General features: G+C 39.5%; 16 protein-coding genes. 12 read left to right on the forward strand and 4 right to left on the reverse strand.

Going from position 1 to position 18,590, the window contains the following annotated elements:
- Positions 1-313: 313 nt before the first annotated feature.
- From RYH73_RS25865 to RYH73_RS25875, 3 genes are all read right to left on the reverse strand, one after another.
- Positions 314-781 carry a hypothetical protein gene (locus RYH73_RS25865; protein WP_335316331.1) on the reverse strand — a complete coding sequence of 156 codons (468 nt, stop codon included), beginning with the start codon at positions 779-781 and terminating at the stop codon, positions 314-316.
- A gap of 143 nt (positions 782-924) precedes the next feature.
- Positions 925-1,299 carry a hypothetical protein gene (locus tag RYH73_RS25870; RefSeq protein WP_335316332.1) on the reverse strand — a complete coding sequence of 125 codons (375 nt, stop codon included), beginning with the start codon at positions 1,297-1,299 and terminating at the stop codon, positions 925-927.
- 363 nt (positions 1,300-1,662) lie between these two features.
- The gene (locus RYH73_RS25875; protein ID WP_335316333.1) at positions 1,663-2,079 is read right to left on the reverse strand and encodes a hypothetical protein; all 417 of its coding nucleotides are present in this window, start codon (positions 2,077-2,079) and stop codon (positions 1,663-1,665) included.
- Positions 2,080-2,259: 180 nt separating this feature from the next.
- Between RYH73_RS25875 and RYH73_RS25880 the strand changes: the two genes are divergently transcribed.
- The 4 genes from RYH73_RS25880 to RYH73_RS25895 all read left to right on the forward strand — a co-directional run bounded on the left by RYH73_RS25880 (position 2,260) and on the right by RYH73_RS25895 (position 3,733).
- Entirely contained in the window at positions 2,260-2,799 is a 540-nt protein-coding gene (locus tag RYH73_RS25880; protein ID WP_335316334.1) for a TraM recognition domain-containing protein, read from the forward strand.
- A 29-nt stretch (positions 2,800-2,828) separates the two neighbouring features.
- Positions 2,829-3,080: a hypothetical protein gene (locus tag RYH73_RS25885; protein ID WP_335316335.1), complete on the forward strand. Its 252-nt coding sequence runs from the start codon at positions 2,829-2,831 to the stop codon at positions 3,078-3,080.
- Positions 3,081-3,099: 19 nt separating this feature from the next.
- Complete coding sequence (locus RYH73_RS25890; RefSeq protein ID WP_335316336.1) at positions 3,100-3,486, forward strand: hypothetical protein; 387 nt, start codon at positions 3,100-3,102, stop codon at positions 3,484-3,486.
- Positions 3,487-3,565: 79 nt separating this feature from the next.
- Entirely contained in the window at positions 3,566-3,733 is a 168-nt protein-coding gene (locus tag RYH73_RS25895; RefSeq protein WP_335316337.1) for a hypothetical protein, read from the forward strand.
- 246 nt (positions 3,734-3,979) lie between these two features.
- Here the strand turns inward: RYH73_RS25895 and RYH73_RS25900 are convergent, their stop codons facing one another.
- The gene (locus RYH73_RS25900) at positions 3,980-4,669 is read right to left on the reverse strand and encodes a LytR/AlgR family response regulator transcription factor (protein ID WP_335316338.1); all 690 of its coding nucleotides are present in this window, start codon (positions 4,667-4,669) and stop codon (positions 3,980-3,982) included.
- Positions 4,670-5,128: 459 nt separating this feature from the next.
- On the opposite strand from RYH73_RS25900, the gene RYH73_RS25905 reads away from it, so the two are divergent.
- The 8 genes from RYH73_RS25905 to RYH73_RS25940 form a co-directional block, all read left to right on the forward strand.
- Positions 5,129-5,632 carry a hypothetical protein gene (locus RYH73_RS25905; protein WP_335316339.1) on the forward strand — a complete coding sequence of 168 codons (504 nt, stop codon included), beginning with the start codon at positions 5,129-5,131 and terminating at the stop codon, positions 5,630-5,632.
- On the forward strand, positions 5,622-7,022 hold the full coding sequence (locus RYH73_RS25910; RefSeq protein WP_335316340.1) for a class I adenylate-forming enzyme family protein: 1,401 nt from the start codon (positions 5,622-5,624) through the stop codon (positions 7,020-7,022). The genes RYH73_RS25905 and RYH73_RS25910 overlap by 11 nt, the downstream gene beginning before the upstream one ends.
- 19 nt (positions 7,023-7,041) lie before the next feature.
- A complete protein-coding gene (locus RYH73_RS25915; protein ID WP_335316341.1) occupies positions 7,042-7,320 on the forward strand; it encodes an acyl carrier protein in 279 nt (92 codons plus the stop codon).
- A 23-nt stretch (positions 7,321-7,343) separates the two neighbouring features.
- Entirely contained in the window at positions 7,344-8,543 is a 1,200-nt protein-coding gene (locus RYH73_RS25920; protein WP_335316342.1) for a glycosyltransferase, read from the forward strand.
- Positions 8,544-8,551: 8 nt separating this feature from the next.
- A complete protein-coding gene (locus tag RYH73_RS25925; protein ID WP_335316343.1) occupies positions 8,552-11,659 on the forward strand; it encodes a non-ribosomal peptide synthetase in 3,108 nt (1,035 codons plus the stop codon).
- A 5-nt stretch (positions 11,660-11,664) separates the two neighbouring features.
- Positions 11,665-12,423, forward strand: coding sequence for a class I SAM-dependent methyltransferase (locus tag RYH73_RS25930; RefSeq protein WP_335316344.1), 759 nt, complete (start codon positions 11,665-11,667; stop codon positions 12,421-12,423).
- Between the two features lie 59 nt (positions 12,424-12,482).
- Positions 12,483-13,832 carry a coproporphyrinogen-III oxidase family protein gene (locus tag RYH73_RS25935; RefSeq protein WP_335316345.1) on the forward strand — a complete coding sequence of 450 codons (1,350 nt, stop codon included), beginning with the start codon at positions 12,483-12,485 and terminating at the stop codon, positions 13,830-13,832.
- A 108-nt stretch (positions 13,833-13,940) separates the two neighbouring features.
- Positions 13,941-18,590: amino acid adenylation domain-containing protein (locus RYH73_RS25940; RefSeq protein ID WP_335316346.1), on the forward strand; the 4,650-nt coding region annotated here is incomplete at its 3' end.

Here is an 18,590-nt window from a genome sequence, read left to right on the forward strand (position 1 = left end):
GGTTCAGCGCGGTGTCGACCGCAAAATATGTGAAATATTTATTTAATATCGTCAGCCGATGTATACCAATTTTTCGGTAGTGTACGTGCCGATGTAGGACGACAGTCCGCGGCTTAGTGAGAANGGTTCAGCGCGGTGTCGACCGCAAAATATGTGAAATATTTATTTAATATCGTCAGCCGATGTATACCAATTTTTCGGTAGTGTACGTGCCGATGTAGGACGACAGTCCGCGGCTTAGTGAGAACTAAATGTATTTGCAAGCTGTGAACCATAAATACGACAAGGCTTTCGATAAAGGAACAGAGAGAAATTACCTTACCTTGCTCATGTACCTATAGATGTAATCGGCGCTATCAGGCGTTATCCCCATTAGGGCAGCAAGCTCTTCCGCAAAACGGAGCAGCGAGCCGCAACCGGCCTTGACGAACAGCTTGCGCAGCCCTGCATCGCCCGAGATATTGTAGGCAAGGAATGCATCCATCCTGTCTACCATCAGGTATTTTCTGTCCATGCGTTGCCAGTCGGTTAGGTCTGCCAGCTTGCGGCCCTCCGGTGTGCCGTCATTGGTGAGGAACAGGAACGTGCGCACCACCCATTTGCCGTCATGGGGCGTGATGACAAAATAGCCCACCTTGTGCTTACCTATGTAGCATTCCAGCAGGGAACGACCCTCATAATACCGGAAATGTGGCTTACCGTTCGTGAACAGGTCTGTGAGAATTGTCTGCACATAGCCGGGCGGGGAAAGAAGTACGTTCCTCGAAGCGGTTGAAGGCATGTTGCTGTGCATAGAGGGGCAAGGCGACGCTGCCATCCATCCTCTCAAAACCCAACTCGCCCGGATGTAGCAAAGGCCGGTCGAAGACCCTTATCTCCCTTTGGCCAGGGATACCCAGTTTGGTAATCACCCGCTTCTTTCCTTCAATGTCCAATAGGCTGGTCTGGTGGGGCAGACGGTACACACGGATAACGTTTCGCTGGCCGGGGCTTATTACAGCCATGCCATCGGCTCCTGACCGTACCACGGTAAAAGTCGTATAACTGCAGGTCTGCCACGCCCATCAGCTGCAATGCCTCCTCTTTCCGCCCTTTGTACCAATCGCTATCCGTGAAATAGGACGCAAAAGCCCGTATCAGTGCCGATGCGCCCCTGAACCTGTTGTTTATGCCATATTGTACATGGTGGATGAGGACCAGCGCATCGGTGAGAAAGCGGGTATAGCTAATGCGCTCACCCGTGAACGTCTCCACGTACCTGTCGGAAAACAGTTTCACCAGCGAGCGCCTGTACCTCATGGCTTCGTCATCTGTCATTACCCGTCTACCATTCAAGATCACCTTGATAGGCGGGTATCGGTGGGCAAACATCAGACGCAGACTGCTTTCAGGGAACAGGTCAAAGTAATTCCCGCCCACCATCTTGTCGCAGATGGTGCGGATACGTGCATAGAATGCTTTCCGTTGCGTTACCTTTGTATCCCCGCCTAATGATTTTTTCTTGCCTTTCCTTTTCATCTGCTTATATTTTGCTTTTTAGCGGTCAGAGGGAGCTTACCAAGATTAAAATAATCATTCCCTTGTGTGTTTAATGATTATTTAATCATGGACGGTTCATATGACGTATTGCTCTATATTGACGGATATATTTTTGTGGGCAGATCATTGAGCATATCGGCCGATGACTTTTACCACCGCTGCATGGTTTTCTTTCTTCGGCCTGCAGAAGCTCACCATCCCCTGTCGCTCGTACATCATCACACCTTTTTCGCGTATTGCCGCGAACACCTCGTTCATCGGAGCCTTGTAGCATACCGATATGCTGATGCGCACATCAGCCGGGATACAGTAGATGTTTTCCACGCGGAACCCTTGCCAGCGGCTCGCCTCGGTTACGAATTGCCGCAACGGTACATCCCGATATGTCCGGACCGCCTTTGTCCAGGTCAGTTCCCCGCTCGGATTGCCATAGGGCGAATAGGTGAGGGAATCCGTTGAAACGTTGCTGTTTTTTTTCCGATAGCTGGCAACAACGCCCAAAGCACCGTAACAATCCAGTTCGAGCTGTCGTTTTTCCATTCGGCTCCTTAGTGATAGCTTGCCGCCCATGAGTACCGTCCTGGTATAGCCCTTCACTGCCACGACGCTAAAGTCTCCATTGCCACATGCTATCAGGCTGTTGGACGTTTCCATGACGGACCTTACCTTTCCATCCCTCGGCGGAACCTTCACGTAGGCCTCGCCCATCAGCTTCACCCGTTGAGGCCCGCCGTCAGCAGGGGGGAGCGGAAAGTGCCACAACTGTATTATGTGTTGTCAGGTAGTGATTTCTCTTTAGATATCAATAATCCGGAACATCCTAAGGTAATCTGTATGGGAAATAATCCGTTGAAAATCCAGGTTTACGGAGCGGTTCTTTCCCTTTATACGAACCGCTTACTAAAGATCATCAATAAAAAAAAGAAGCTTAAATCCATGCTCATCTTCGACGAATTTCCCACGCTGACAACAGACGTAATACCTACGATCAGTACCGGGAGATCGAATCTGATCAGCTGTGTTCTGGGTGTTCAGGATGCCAGTCAATTACGCAAAGATTATGGGAAAGAACAGGCCGATGTTATCATGAGCATCGTAGGGAATGTGATCTCAGGGCAGGTGACGGGGGATACTGCGAAACAGCTATCTGAACAGACCGGAAAGATCATGCAGGATCGTGAGAGCCTTTCGATCAATAGCGGGATACTTTCATTAGCAGGAATAAACAGCTTGAATATGCAGTTCCTGCGTCTAAAATAGCGGCGCTTTCATCCAGGGAATTTGTAGGGATGGTGGCAGATACACCCCAGCAAAAAATACCCTTGAAAGCCTTCCATTGTGAAATACAAAATGATTTTGATGCCATAGAAGCAGAGGAGAAGGCGTATGCTCCCATACCGGTAATTCGACAGGTGGATGGTGCAATGGTAAAGGCAAATTATGAACAGATCAGACAGGATGTAAAGGATATTGTTTCTGCGGAGATGGAGAGAATGATCAATGATCCCGCATTAAGGCATCTGATAGTGAAGAAAAATTGAAAATATAAAGCGGTGAAGTATGAAAAAGAAGATTGAAATGGAATGGATTTCGGGAGCGGATATAGTTAGTGTAATTCTGGCTACGGAACAGTGGGATATAGAGGCCGTAAAGGAAGACCTCTTCTATGCGGAAGTGGCAGAAAAACGCTATATTAAAATGAAAGTTGATATTGAAGAACTGAGACGGCAGGATATTGAACTTCATTCATTTATTGAGGATAGATATGATATCGGCCCCATGGAAGGCCAGGCGCCTCCTATACTGATCGGAAAGCGATTGACGCACGGACCTTACACAGAGAGTCTGGTAATTGATGGATATTACAGGGTGGCAATGGCGGTTGCCGCTGGCCGCAAAATTATCGAAGCCTATGTTCCGGAAACAGGTACTGTCTATGTTGCATAGGACTTTGTCGTTAATGGATATCATAGATGTGAGTTCAGTAAATGAATTTGATAAGTGGACACAATAATATTGGACTGAAATGGGTAAAGAAAATAAGATATCGGGCGCTTTGATAGCCGGGATGTTACTAAAGAGAGCCGATGAAAGTAATGATGGATCGGATACAGACCTGGAATACGCAGATGTGGCAAGTAAACGCTATCTTAAAATGCCGATTAATATTGCGGCACTTCGATACCTATCTTAATCGGCCGGAAAGAAATCGATCAATCTACTGGCGAGAACCTGGTATTGGATGGTTATTTCGGTATTGCCAGATAATTAGCCTCAAAAAAATGAAGAATATATAATATATTTATAAAACCCCTAAAAGTCCTAGGCTATGTCAGATATAAGAGATGGCAGGAATAATTATCGATATCATTTGCCACCAGGAGAAAAGTAATAACTCGGTTTTTTACAACAAATTATCGATATTCTTCGTCACTATGAATCATCCAAGATTCTGTTTGAACTTTTCTCCTATCGGAATACTGACTCCATTTCTTAGTACAACATTATTTCCATCAATAATTTCTACATATTTTAGATTTACTATATGGGACCTATGAGTCCTGACAAAATCTCTGGGTAAAACAAACTGAATATCTGAAAGCTTGCCGTAATAGATATAATTCCGCTCTGAATGCGTGAAGATTTGTAGATAATTACCAAGTCCTTGTATACGAATAATGTCTTCTAAGTTCACTTTTACCTTGAGCGTTTTTTTATTTTCCTTAATGTGAAGAAAAATGTGCTTTGTTTTCTCGTTGAGCTCTTTTGTCGCGAAATACTGATGAATTTTTGACAATGTTAAAAGAAATCTTTCGTAACTAAAAGGTTTCTTGAGATAGTCTATTGCACCTAATTCAAAGGCTTCAGTTCCAAAATTATTATACCCTGTAGCGAACACGATTAAAGTCTTGTCTTTTATTATTCTTGCAAGATCAATACCAGATATATTCGGAAGTTCTATATCTAAAAATGTAACATCCGGTAAATTTTCAGATGAAGTGAATAGCTCCAATGTTTTTCTTGGATCAGTTTCATGACCCAAAGAAACAAGATTTAAGCTTTTTTCTATATAGTCTTCTAATATTTCGATAGAATCCAAATCATCTTCAACAATATAACAACTTAACATACAATCCTTTTTAAATATCTAGACATTTTAATTAAGCTAGAATAAATTAAATATTGTGGCAAACCAATATAAACAATATCTACCGATATAACCGCCCATTTGTTATGTAAAATATTGGTGGTGATATGAAAAAGCAATATTTTTTTACATAGGAATTCTCCAAGTTCAAATAAAATTAAGGCTCATTTAAATAGTTGTCTCTCCATGGAGTTGTTTTTCTTAATTTTCAATATTAAATTTCAATTGTATTTGAACTATTATTGATCAGATATCAATGTTTACATATTCTAACCAAATGTAAAATCCTTTAAAAAAAGAGTAATATGCTGTCATTCTCTTACAGGTGGCAATTGATTTATAGAAAAAGGAAAGACAGTAGCGATAGCTTTAACCAAACGAGACTAACCTGCCTAATCGCTATAGTACAATAATAAATTTAAGACCTATAGACACTTAATAATGACTATATTCAAAGACGCTTTAGACTTACAAAGAATCCTAAAAGATTTAGCTGAACTAACGCTATCAACGACCTTTTTTCTCGAGAAACTGTCAGGTAAGAATCTGCATGTTTGTACGCTTAGTCAGACGGAAGAACTTATGGGGGGAGAAATCTGGCTATTGAGGGAAGTTGTACTATTCTTTTCGCAACAAGAGAATCCTGTCCTTTACTGCATAAGCAAGTTGCGAAAATCAAAACTAACTGATCGCGCGTATTTGGACTTAATCGAAGGAAAAACACCTATTGGAAAAATTTTTTATTTGTTGAACGGTCAGGACTCTATCCAAAAGAAAATGGTTAAGGTAAACAAGATATCCAACGAACATATCCAACAGAAACTAAACTGCTTTAATTCTCCGATTTTTGAAAAAAAGTATGAATACTGGATCGGCAACAACAAACTGGGAGTAATCGAGGAATATTATGGTCTTGAAACGTTAAGCAGAATTTATGATAACTGAACTATTTAAAAGCTACTTACAACTGTCATCCAGCAATATTATCTCTGATGAGGTGGAATCAATTAGATATAAGGATATTCCCGACTTATTTTCTATTATCGATAGGTCATACGATGTTGGTAAACTTAATGGATGCATGGCGCTTATGGGGTCGAATAAGATTTCCTTTACAGTTTTTCTCCTATATCTTTTAGCTAATGAAAAGAGTTTTTATGTGTCCTCTTCCTATTCGGTCAATGGCCAGATTCCAAGTTTTTGTAGTCATACCATTACAATTCCAGAAAAAAATCATCATGTTGCTTCAAAAAATCATCATGAAGTTATCATTGAACCTTCTAGTGATTTAAAGCTTCGCGAGCTTTCCGCCGGAAAACCTAGATCCGTCTATTTTGCAACATCTGGCAGTACAGGGGATAAAAAAATTATACGTTATACGCACGATAAGTTGCTTCAAAATGCTGCAGGCTGCATAGACAGATTTGAACTTAGTTCGAAATGTAGAGTTCTGATATGTGTTCCAGCGTTTCACATGTACGGTCTTGGAGCTGGACTATTACCGTCGCTTATTGCCAACGCGATAATAAAAATTGTCGATGGTGGAAATATTCTGAAAATCTATGAACAGATTCGTAAGTTCAATCCTGATCTACTGTACATTACACCTACCCAAGCAAAAATGCTAATTCGATTGGGTAAGGACCTAGGTAAACGAAGGTTTATCTGTGCCGGGGAAAAAATCTCGCCTCAAGATTATATTCAATTTGAGGAACGGTATGGTCTTTTAATTAATCTATACGGGTCTTCCGAGCTTGGAGCTGTCGCAACGACGATGCCTGCACATACCCTAGAGTTGAGAAGTGAAGGTGTTTTTGTTCCGCTAAAAGGTGTTGAAATATCGTTTTCTGGTGGAGGAAACCAAGGCGAGATACGCTGCTCGCATCCTTCTGGTTTTGAAGAATATGTCGATCAGACTGGGGAATCAATTCCGACTTTGGCAATTGGTAAAATGTACAGCACAAAAGATCTGGGATCAAGAATGGGAGCAGATCGATTCAAAGTGATAGGACGGACCGATAATATACTTAATCGATCAGGCTTTCTGATTTCAATTGAAGAGCTTGAAATATCAATAAAGAACCATTGTAAAGACGTAGCGGAGGTAATAGTATTTGAACGTGAGGACGAACAAAAGATCAGAAACGAGTTGATAGCCGTGTATACCAAAGTGAATGACCACCAAGAAATAGAGTTATCCATATTACAGGCTTGCACTCGGAATTTGCCCACTTATTGTAGGCCGGATCGGCTAATCAATCTGAACAATTTGCCCTTAACGGCCACTGGGAAGCCCGACCGAATGAAAATAAAGAAAATAGCACGACAACTATAGAGCAAAAAATCAGAAAATCATGAATGAAATAGATTTAACCAAAGAGAATCTTAAAAGAATTATTAGCGACGATTTGGGACTTTTGATCAATAGAGAAGACATCACTGATGATATCTCCTTGTACGACGATGGACTCGGCATGGATTCCATCACAATTGTGAATTTTATTATTGAAATTGAAAAGCAATTTGGAATAACTATAGAGGAGGATGAAATGAGCGCATCTTTGTTCGAAAACGTTAACAGCCTAGCCTCTTATATCGTAGAAAAGCAAAAGTTGAACGAACCGTTAAAATAATTGCTGAGGATAAAATTTCAAAGATGAAAGGTTTGTTTTTAAGTCTTCCTTCATATAGTGTAACAAAAATTCTTTTGCCTGTCATCAGAGAAGTTGTGCAAAATGGTCATGAAATGATTTATTATAATACGGAGGAGTTTAAGCCAAAAGAAGATGACATAAACTGGATATTTCGGAGCTACCCAAGAGATGCATTGATATATTATTCCACAGAAGTAAATCGGGGCGAAGGATTTTGGGAACTAGGCGAAGGCTTACTAAATACTGCCATCAATCTTGAAAACTTTTTAACGGAAGAGATAGGGCGGGAGAAACCTGATTACATTATTTATTCTCACTTAGCTTGCTGGGGGCGTTTTATTAGCTCCCTATCTTCACTTCCTTCAATAACCCTTTTTACAACTTTTGTTTTAGATAAAAGAATCATGTTGCCGTTCCTTAAAAAGCTGGAAACAGAACGCACAGATTCTTTTGACAATGTTAAGCAATTGATAACTCTATCACGGAAACTTGACCAACTGATATCAAGATTCCGTCTGGAGGAGGCGAGTTATGATATTTGGGATCTATTTGTAAATAGTGGAGATTTAAATCTCGTATTCACATTGCCTGATTTTCAACCGGAAAAAAATATCCTTAATTCTAGCTTTCATTTTTTTGGATATCCGGATTTGGAGAGAAAAACACCTATACCGGTAAAAGAAAGAGATAGAATATACATATCAATGGGAACAGTCTTTAATGGAGACAGAGAGTTCTATAGCGAGTGCATTACCGCACTATCATCTATAAACAAACATGGAAAAATTGTTATTGGCAATCAAATTGACGTATCATCATTTGGAGTGTTACCTGATAAAATTGAACTACTGTCATATGCGTCACAAAATGAAGAATTGAGATATTCATCAATTTTTGTTTCCAGGGGCGGAATGGCAAGTATTCAGGAAGCGATATCAGCTATGACACCGTTGATTATCATTCCTGCAATACCTGAGCAGGAAATGAACGCTCGAATTGTCGAAGAACTTGGAATCGGCATAAAGTTATCCTTTTCCGGCTTCAATTCTGACAGTTTGCAGCAAGCCATAACAAGAATTTCAAATGATTATAAAAAATATTGCTTGCGAATGGACTACCTCAGAACCAAATTGTTATCTCGAGAATATAAAAAGGAGGCATGTCAACTAATCAATAACCATTTAAAGAATCGATATCAATAGGTGAAGCAATGGAACATTTGATTAATGAGTCTGTGGAAACGTCAGGGACAGTTTTGGATCACTTCTTGGAACATCAATTCCGAGATGACATTTTTATTTATAGTGGAAAAGATTCGATTACTTTTCGGAACTTGCATTTGAAATCAAACCAACTTGCCGCAAAATTAAAAAGTAAAGGAATAACTAGGAATACAGCCGTCCCGGTAATACTGCCAACTGGGATCGACCTTGTTACCGCTATTGTCGCGCTATTTAAAATCGGGGCTGCATATGTTCCGATTGACATAGACTTTCCAAAAAAACGGATCCAATACATACTCGACGATCAAGATAGCACTATCATTATATCAAATAAGGGTTGTGTCCCAGACGCTTTATTAAGTCATGCTGAAGTTATATACATAGAAAATGAGCCGTTAGAAAACAAGCCGTTAGAAAACAACCTGGTTTTATCCGAGTATGCTGTTGATAGACCAAAGCTCAAAGATTTAGCTTATATTATTTATACTTCGGGATCAAGTGGCGGACCGAAAGGTGTTATGCTGGAGCACTCGCAACTAATCCAGTATTGTAAAGCTATCTATGTGCGTTTTCAATTTAATCGTTGTAACAGTTTTGCGGTGCTGAGCACACTTGCAGCTGACGCCGGTAATACTGCGCTATTTTGTGCACTGGCCTTCGGTAAAAATCTGCTATTGTGTGACCTCAGAAAACAGACCAGTCTAAAAGATCTAAAAACAGAGCTGGAAGATAAAGATATCGATTGCTATAAAATAACACCGTCTTTATTGGATCTTTTTAGTAACGACAGTTGCTTTCAAAGGCTATTGCCAAAAAAATGTCTGATTATAGGGGGAGAAAACCTCTCTTTTTCCTTAGCAAAAAAAACATTTTCAAATTTGCCATTAGGGTGCTCAATGTATAATCACTACGGTCCCACAGAGACGACGATTGGGGTCATTACATACAAATTTACTAAAGATAGCTTTAAACACGCTGACGTTGTTCCGATTGGCCATCCGCTATCCGGTACACAATTGTTCATTCGAAATATGGATTCGTTAGATCATGATCGAAATGTTAAGGTAGGCGAATTGCTTATCGGCGGTCCACAGGTATGTAGGGGATATTATAAGCGGGATAAATTGAATTCTCAAAAGTTTATCAATATAAATATAGGTAATCAAAAGTTAAGATTCTATTGTTCAGGAGATGTGGTGAAACGATTGATAGATGGACAGATTCAATTTTTGGGGAGGATAGATAACCAGATTAAAATCAATGGCAACCGAATTGAACTTTCGGAAATTGAAAGTGCAATTAGGCAGACAGGTCTCGTAAAAGAATGCCTCGTTCTACCTAATGAAAATCTTGCTGGACAAAAGGTTATCATAGCTTACGTTGTTAAAAAAATGGAATTTGAAAAGGAACATATTCAAAGGATGATCAGTGAGATGTTACCGGCCTTCATGCTACCCAACACTTTTATCGTGTTAGACAAAATTCCACTAACAAATAATAATAAGGCAGATCTAATGTCTTTAAAGAAAATGGTAAGCGCACAGGCTAACTTTATCGCATCAGATGAAGGAAGACAAAGTATTATCGAAACCAAATTGATTGAACTTTGGAAAAGGGTGTTAGGAGAAGACCAAATATCCGTAAATGACAATTTTTTTTCGCTGGGTGGAAATTCATTATTGTTAATCAAATTGGCCTTTTTGATCAATGATGAGTTTGGGTTGTCACTTATATCGAGCGATCTCTTCCCAAATCTCACAATAGTTTCGATGGCAGAACTGATAAGCAACAATATGCAGGATTCTGATAGCGCAACTTCCCGTGCACTTCCATCTCATACTGATAGAGAAGCTACACCATCACAACAATTGCTATTTTATCAGAACCGTCTAAACCGAAACATTCCTTTTCCTGTGACTGCGACTACGCTAGAAATAGAAGGAAACTTAGACATCGATATGCTTTCAAAAAGCGTACAGTCTATATTGAACGAAGAACCTGAATTACGAAAAATCTTCTTTTCAAAAAGGGGCAAGGTCTACTACGAAATTTGTGAGAAAATTGAACTGAAGGTTAAGACCATATATTGCCAATCTAATAATCTCAATTCTGAGGTAGAAAATTATACAACTTGCTTTAATCTAAGCGAGCCACCATTGATTGAACTGAATGTTCTACTGCTGCCCAATGGACGAAGGTTTTTACATGTTGAAATTTCACACGTTATAGCAGATGGCGATTCGTTGGGCATATTTGTTGACAAATTGTGTACACGGTATGGAATACGTCCAAATAAAAATGGAACGCCCATGTCTTTGGTTCATGACTTTCGCAGACAGGGAATAATATTTCGCACAACGGATATAGAATTTTGGGATAATATTGCGAAGGATCAATCCTATTTTACTGAAGTTTTGATTAACAACAAAAACCTCGATAGCTCATGCATACTTGGAGATCTATCTGCATTGGTTTTGGAGAATAAAGGTAAGACTTTTTTGCAAAAAAATGGACTGTCCAGGTTTCAATTCCTTTTCTCGGTTTATGCCGTCACCGTAGCGAAAATAACTGGAAATAAAAAGTTTGCAATATTATTTCCCGTCAGTAATAGAAACAGGGGAAATGAAATGGCTAGGTTGGGTTTATTTTCAAACTTGGTGTTTTTGCCGGTATCAATTGATCTTTCTAAGACGGTGTTTCAATTTTTAAAGGACACCGGCCAACTTATTTCAGATGTAATTTACCACTCTCAATATCCCTTTGAGGAGATAAATAAACGTTTATTAGAAAATAGAGGTGGTGCTGGCAACCCACTTATTTATTTTTTTGGGTATCAATTTATTAGAGATAATTATCAGATAGGAGATGCCAAATTAAAGATGGTGTTAACTACTAGAAGTAAAGAAAACCTACGCCTCTCCTTTTCACTTTTTGACAAAGCTAACAAAATTGATGGTAGGCTGACATCTAACAATAGTTATTACACAGAGTCGGATTTAGAAATTATCTTGGAAAACTATCGCCAACTTGGAGAAAGAATGATTAATAGTGCATTGAATGAAACAATCCAAAGCTTATTGGAACATATAAAATAATAGCTATGAAGGAAAATAAAGAACCTACTTGGTATGAACGTGAAAATGATTGGGTATTAAGAAAATCGATCATTTTCAATAAACACTTGATCAAATTAACATTTCTTGAGGTTGCTAGGATATTAAAGTTAATTGGGCAAATACCAAATTCCGGGAAAATCCTTGACTTGTGTTGCGGAATTGGAAGACACGCCTTGGAGTTTGCACGAAAAGGCTATCAGGTAACAGCGGTAGATATAACCAAAGATTATTTGGATACAGCAAAGCTTAAGGCAGAAAAAGAAGGGTTGGATATTACTTTCATTCGAGAAAATATGCGAGACTTTTGCGCACCTAACAGTTTTGACTTGATCGTTAACCTATGTACTTCGTTTGGTTATATGGACACCATCGAGGAGGATCTACAGGTACTTCGAAATGTTCATTCGAGCCTTAAGCAAAATGGCATTTTCTTAATGGAGTTACTAGGGAAAGAAGTAATAGCAAGAAATTTTAAGGAAAATGAGGAATTTGAAGAGGATGGTAAGAAAGTGGTCGCGGAAAGTAGGATTGTCGATGACTGGAACAAGCTTATCTGTAAGCGAACAATCTTTGACAACGACGGCCCTAAGCAGATTACTGTTGCCCATCGTTTATATTCAGCAAAAGAATTAACTACTTATCTTTTTCAAATTGGCTTTAGAGATATTAACGTCTTCGGAGATTTCGGTGGAAATCCATATGACAGCTACGCCAAGTCAATGATAATTACGGCTAGGAAATAAACTGAATCTAACTTATTGTAACAAAATAATCTATTGTCAGGCTTTAAATCATAATAATTATGGAAGAAAAGAGAATTGAATCGTCGGTTATGGAGGTCCCAAGCGACCTTTCTTCTACCCATCTATCAACTTTGGGAGAGCCCTCGCGAGACGAGTTTTATACCAACTATCCCTTTTTTAAATATTGGTCCAGCGCACATAACCTTGAAGTGCAACAACCAAAAGGAATCAACATTTATATTCATATACCATTTTGTATACAGATTTGCGATTTTTGCTTTTATATGAAGGAGCTGATCAAATCGAAGGATCAGGTTGACCAATATGTACAGAGTGTTTGTGCCGAGATAAAGATAGTGAGTGAAAGGTTTGCTCTAACAAACCGGAAAGTTAATGCTGTATATATTGGTGGAGGCACCCCTTCTGTTCTTACTGAACGCCAATTGAATATTTTAGTTGAGACGTTGAATAAATACCATAATATTGCCGAAGCGGAATTCACTTTTGAGGCCGAACCAGGGACGTTTACCGCGACGAAACTTTCCTGGTACAGAGACTGCGGTATAAATCGTATAAGCATGGGAGTTCAATCTTTTAACGATGAAATAATTAAGCTGAGTAGCAGAAAGCATACAAGCCAACAGGCAGTTAGTTCTGTAAAGCTAGTTCAGGATTATAATAGTTTTAAGTTAAATATAGACCTACTAAGTGGACTGGCAGGCGAAACGATGACAACATGGAGGGAATCTGTAAACACTGCACTCGGTTTGCAGGTCGATATGCTGACCATCTATAAAATGAAAACCTACGCCAATACAGTTTTTTTTCAGAAGGGAGTCCATAAGAACGATATTGTTCTGCCTTCTAAAGACGAGGAGATAGCATTTATGACGGAAGCAATTAATATTATCTATGAGAATCAGTATGAGTTATGGACAAATTTTGCTTTTACGAAGGACGGCTCTAAGCATTTCTATGCCGAAAATACCTGGAGAGGAGAGGACCTCGTCGCTTATGGCAATTCATCATTCGGGAATATAAATGGCTTTAATTATCAAAATTTGAATAACCTACCTGCCTATTCGAAGAAGGTCAGTGACGGGGAAATGCCGATATACAGATCTTATAAGCTTACTTACAAGGACAAGATTATCAAGGAGCTTTTACTTTGCGCCTCCCGTTTGGTATCCTACTCTAAGGCGGAATTCATTAATAAATTTGGGTTTGACTACTTTGAACTTATTCCTGAACATATTAATAGCCTGATTGGTCAAGGTTATATTGAAAATAACTGGGATGAACTAGTTCCAACAAGAAAGGGAATTTTATTTGGGGATTTTGTCTCTAAAACTATTGCTGAGAAGGTTAAAGATGTCTTAGGGAAAGATAAGATTGGCTTTTCGTATTAAAAATTCACCGAAGACGTTTTACCAAGTTTTTTTCACGGATTTCTCCTATGACCGGAGGAATATTAACCGATTTTCTCAATTCCTAAAGAACTTCTAAATAATTCATAAATGAAAGATAATAATCCTAAGAGAATCTTTCCATGTTCGCTACAGCAAGAGGGAGTATGGTTCCACGCTGCAAAATATGGTGTTTCTTATTGGAACTTCATCGATTATAAAATTTTTGAAGGGCTATTGGATACCCATCTTCTTCAGCATGCTCTTTTATGGGTGATTAACGAACAGAAAGTCCTGCGCACAAATTTTTTTATTGAACGAGATCAGATATGTCAGATCGTCCAGGAAGCTTTCGATATAAACAAATCCTTTCAGATACATTCCTACAGTGAAATGGATGATAGAGAAATGATGAAAGTCATCGGAGACACCTTGCATCAGGAAGAACGATATGATTTTGATTACGAATCTGAAATTTTGCTGAGGTTTAAGGTAATGAATTTTGGTACACGTTGGTGTCTAATGGTAAATATGAACCATATCATTACCGATAACGAATCCATGTCTATCTTCTGGTCAAAAATAGCTCACCATTATAATACATTGCACACTGTGGGAATGAAAAGCTCTAAAGTGGAGGAGCCAAAGTTGCCGTATTTTACATACGCAGAGCAACAGCGTAAAATCAGAGCATTGCCAGAATACCACGAGCAATTCGAATATTGGTCCAACAAGTTGTCGATACCTTTAAAACCTATAAATTTCTTTCATACACCTAACGGTGAAAATATATACTCAATAGAATCTGTAATTCCAGAGAGTATAATTGTCAAAGCGAGGACTTTATCCTTAAAAAAGAGAGTCTTACTATCATCGATATTCCTCGCTTCCTATTTCACCTTTCTTTCCATATTCGAACAGGATGGTCCCATCACGGTAGGCAATATGGTCCATGGTCGTGGATTTCCCAGAAAAATTTATGACGATATTATTGGTCTGTTTGCCAAACGTGTTATGCATATTCAAACAGTTAGGTGGGATAGCAGCTTTTTAGATTTACTACAGGATGTAAACAACGACCTAATGCTCACGTTGAAAAATGGAGAAGTCAGTTTCGAAGAATTGGTGAGACACTATGCACTCCAACCCGGAAATGCGGCCAGCATACCGATCTCTGCAATCTTTAATATGTTCAGAGAGGGAATCCATGAGCTTGAACTTAAAGGGCTAAAGGAAAATAAAAATTTTCAAATCAAAGGATCAAATGTTGGTGATATACAATATGATTTAAGCCTGTCAATTGTAGAAAAGGGAGATGGAGGGAAAATCCGCCTCGATTTTAAGTGTGATAAGTATTTTGAACCGATTGTGGACCAGTATATGGACCATTTCAGAAATATTCTCTTCACTGCCATTGAAAAGCCAGAGCTTTCAGTCAAACAAATTCTAGAGAGTTTAGCGAAAGAACGCATTGTGTCGTCCACTCAGAAGGCAGCGTCAAATTTGGAAATGGATGGCAAATCTGTCATCGACCTTTTCAATAAAGCCGTTGCACACTTTGGGAACGAAATTGCCATTATTTCTGAAAACAAGAGGCTAACGTATTCTCAAGTCGATTCTTTAGCTATGCGATTGGGCGAGCATCTTAGAGGTTTAGGTGTAGAGAAGGAAACCCTAGTGGCGTTGTGTCTTGGTCGTTCAGAGTGGATGATAATAGGAATTTTGGGTATTTTGAAAGCCGGTGGTGCTTATGTACCATTGCAACCCGAATATCCACAGGAGCGATTGGAGTATATGTTAAATGACACGGGATGTAAATTTCTTGTGGGAGATACTCTTGGGATAAAAATGTTATCTTCCATTTTTTATGGATCAATGGTTGATGTCACCTGCCCAAGGTCGTGGAATACTCAGGCGCCATTGCCATCAAACTTTTCTCCTGATAACCTCGCTTATGTTATATATACTTCCGGGTCGACCGGTTTACCGAAAGGAGTTATGGTTGAGCATGCTAACCTTGTCTCTTTCTTCAAAAATTTAAATCCTGTTTTTCGCTTTAGCCCGAAATATCGTATTGCAGCCACTACAAATTTTGGCTTTGATATTTCGGTGCTCGAACTGATTGCGCCTCTAACCATTGGAATGACAGTGATTATTCTACCCAATGATATCGATAAGTTGGAAGAAATCATTGAATCTCAGAGTATCGACGTCGTCCAATTAACACCGTCAAGACTGAATCAGCTTTTAGACGTGGAGGGTGGCGGATTGGAAAAGCTGACGAATCTTAAAATTTTATTGGTCGGAGGTGAGGCTTTAGGAAAGCGGACATTCCAAACTTTGAAAATGCTGCATAGCACAACATTAATCCAAGTTTATGGACCAACGGAAACAACTATATGGAGTACTTGCCAAGACATAAATAATGAACAGATACTGACCATAGGAAATCCATTATTAAATGAAAAAATCTACTTATGTAATGACAAAATAATATCTATTCCAAAAGGAACGGTTGGCGAAATTCTCATCGGTGGAGAAGGAGTGACTCGAGGTTATCTAAATAAAAAAGATTTGACGAGAGAAAAATTTATCTACAATTCCCACGGTGCCGGAGAACGTCTTTATCGAACAGGGGATCTTGGCCGCTTCCTTCCTAACGGACAGATTGAGTTTTTGGGGCGTCGAGATACTCAGGTTAAGGTCCGAGGCTATCGAATTGAACTTGAAGAAATTGAGAGTGCCGTGTTGGAAAGCGGCTTTGCAAACCAGGTAGCCGTTTCGGTACAGGACGATCTAGCAGGAGGAAAATACCTTGTTGGTTATACAGTTTGTTCCTCAGCTCTAAACAAAAATGGATTGATTAAATGCCTGAGGGATAAGCTTCCAGGATATATGGTGCCAGAAGTGTGGATAAAGCTGGATGTATTGCCATTGAACAACAATGGAAAAATAGACCGCAAATTACTACCAAAACCCACCGGTCGAAAATATTTAGAAACTGAGTATATCGCACCCGTAGGTTATTTAGAGAATCGGCTGTGTCAGATCTGGCAGTCTTTATTGAATGTAGATTCTATTAGTGTCCTGGATAACTTTTTTTCAATAGGAGGACATTCATTGACCGCTATCCGTCTTATTTCCGCGGTACGGAAGGAGTTGGGGGTAACCTTAAGTATACGAGACATTTTTGCTAATCCAACGATTACTGAGCTCGGCAAAATTTTAGCAGAAAAGGAGCATTTATTGGATACCAATGGATTTGTAGGTCATGAAGAAAAGGATAGTTACCCCTTATCTTATGGCCAAGAACGCCTTTGGTTTATCGATCAATTGGAGGGTAGTAAACATTACCACATACCTGTAGTCTATGAAACCGAAGGCCGAATTGACAGAACAGCTTTAGAAGCGAGTGTGCGCAAGTTAATACAAAGACATAAAACCTTAAGAAGCGTTGTACAGGAAGACGATGGCCATGGAATTATACGAGTTTTAGATTCAGAAAATTGGTCGTTAAATCATTCTTATCTTGACAACGGAGTTAGTAAAACTCAGTTTATAATAGGTTTGCTTCAACAGCCTTTTAATCTCGCAAGGGATTTTATGATACGTGCCCATATTGTAAATTATGAGAATAAGTCTGAGTTGTTAGTCATAGTCGTCCACCACATAGCGGCGGATGGTTGGTCGCTCGGTATTTTATTTAATGAGTTATCAGAATTATATAATAGCACCATCGAGAATAGGAAACCTATTTTGTCTACCCTGTCGATTCAGTATGGCGATTATTCTATCTGGCAGCGGGAACATATCTGTGGTTCTTCTCTGGAAGGCCGATTGGCATATTGGATAAATTCACTGAAGGGCAGCAAGACAATGATATTGCCATCGGATAAAAAACGTCCGTTGATGCAAAGTATACGCGGAGAATATATCCAGAGGAGTCTTCCGGTTTATCTTTACCAAAAAGTAAAAGATATCTGTATTGCGGAAGAAACTACCCCTTTTATGTTTTTTTTAGCGATCCTAAAAGTCTTTCTTTATCATTTTAGTGGTGAAAATGACATATGTGTTGGAACCCCTGTCGCTGGCCGTATTCATCAGGAAATAGAAAAATTGATCGGTTTATTCGTTAATACCTTAGCGCTTAGAAACAAGGTAGATAGAGCGGAAAGCTTCAATGAATTACTTTCTAAGGTGAAGGAGAATTTTCTCGATGCGTATGAACATCAGGATATACCATTTGAGAAGGTTGTAGAGGCTATTGCTCCAGAACGCGACCTTGGAAGGACACCGTTGTTTCAGGTCATGTTTAGCATGGAAGAAAATGGGAATGAAAATGAATTTCAACTAACTGGGTTAAAATTGAAGAGATTTAATGTCAGCGACGGTTCAAGTAAGTTTGATCTGACATTTACAATCTATGTCAAGGGAGCTAATGCTAAGCTAGGAATAGAATACTGTAGTGATCTTTTTTATCGTGACACGGTAGAACGGATGTTAACATATTATGTGCACGTATTGGAATCTGCAGTTTATAATATTGAAACGCCAATAGGGGAACTCCGCCTGATCGGCGAGTCTGAGGAGCGGGAGCTTCTCTCGCATCATGGAGGAACTTCTGATGAACATCGCGGGAAGACGGTCATCGACCTTTTCCGGAAAGCGGTACGGGACTATGGTGAACGTAGGGCCGTTGTCTTCGGGGACCGCGTGCTGAGCTACGGGGAGCTGGATATGCTGACGGACCGGCTTGCCTCG

The sequence above is a fragment of the Olivibacter sp. CPCC 100613 genome, from assembly GCF_036959255.1.
Lineage (GTDB): Bacteria > Bacteroidota > Bacteroidia > Sphingobacteriales > Sphingobacteriaceae > Olivibacter.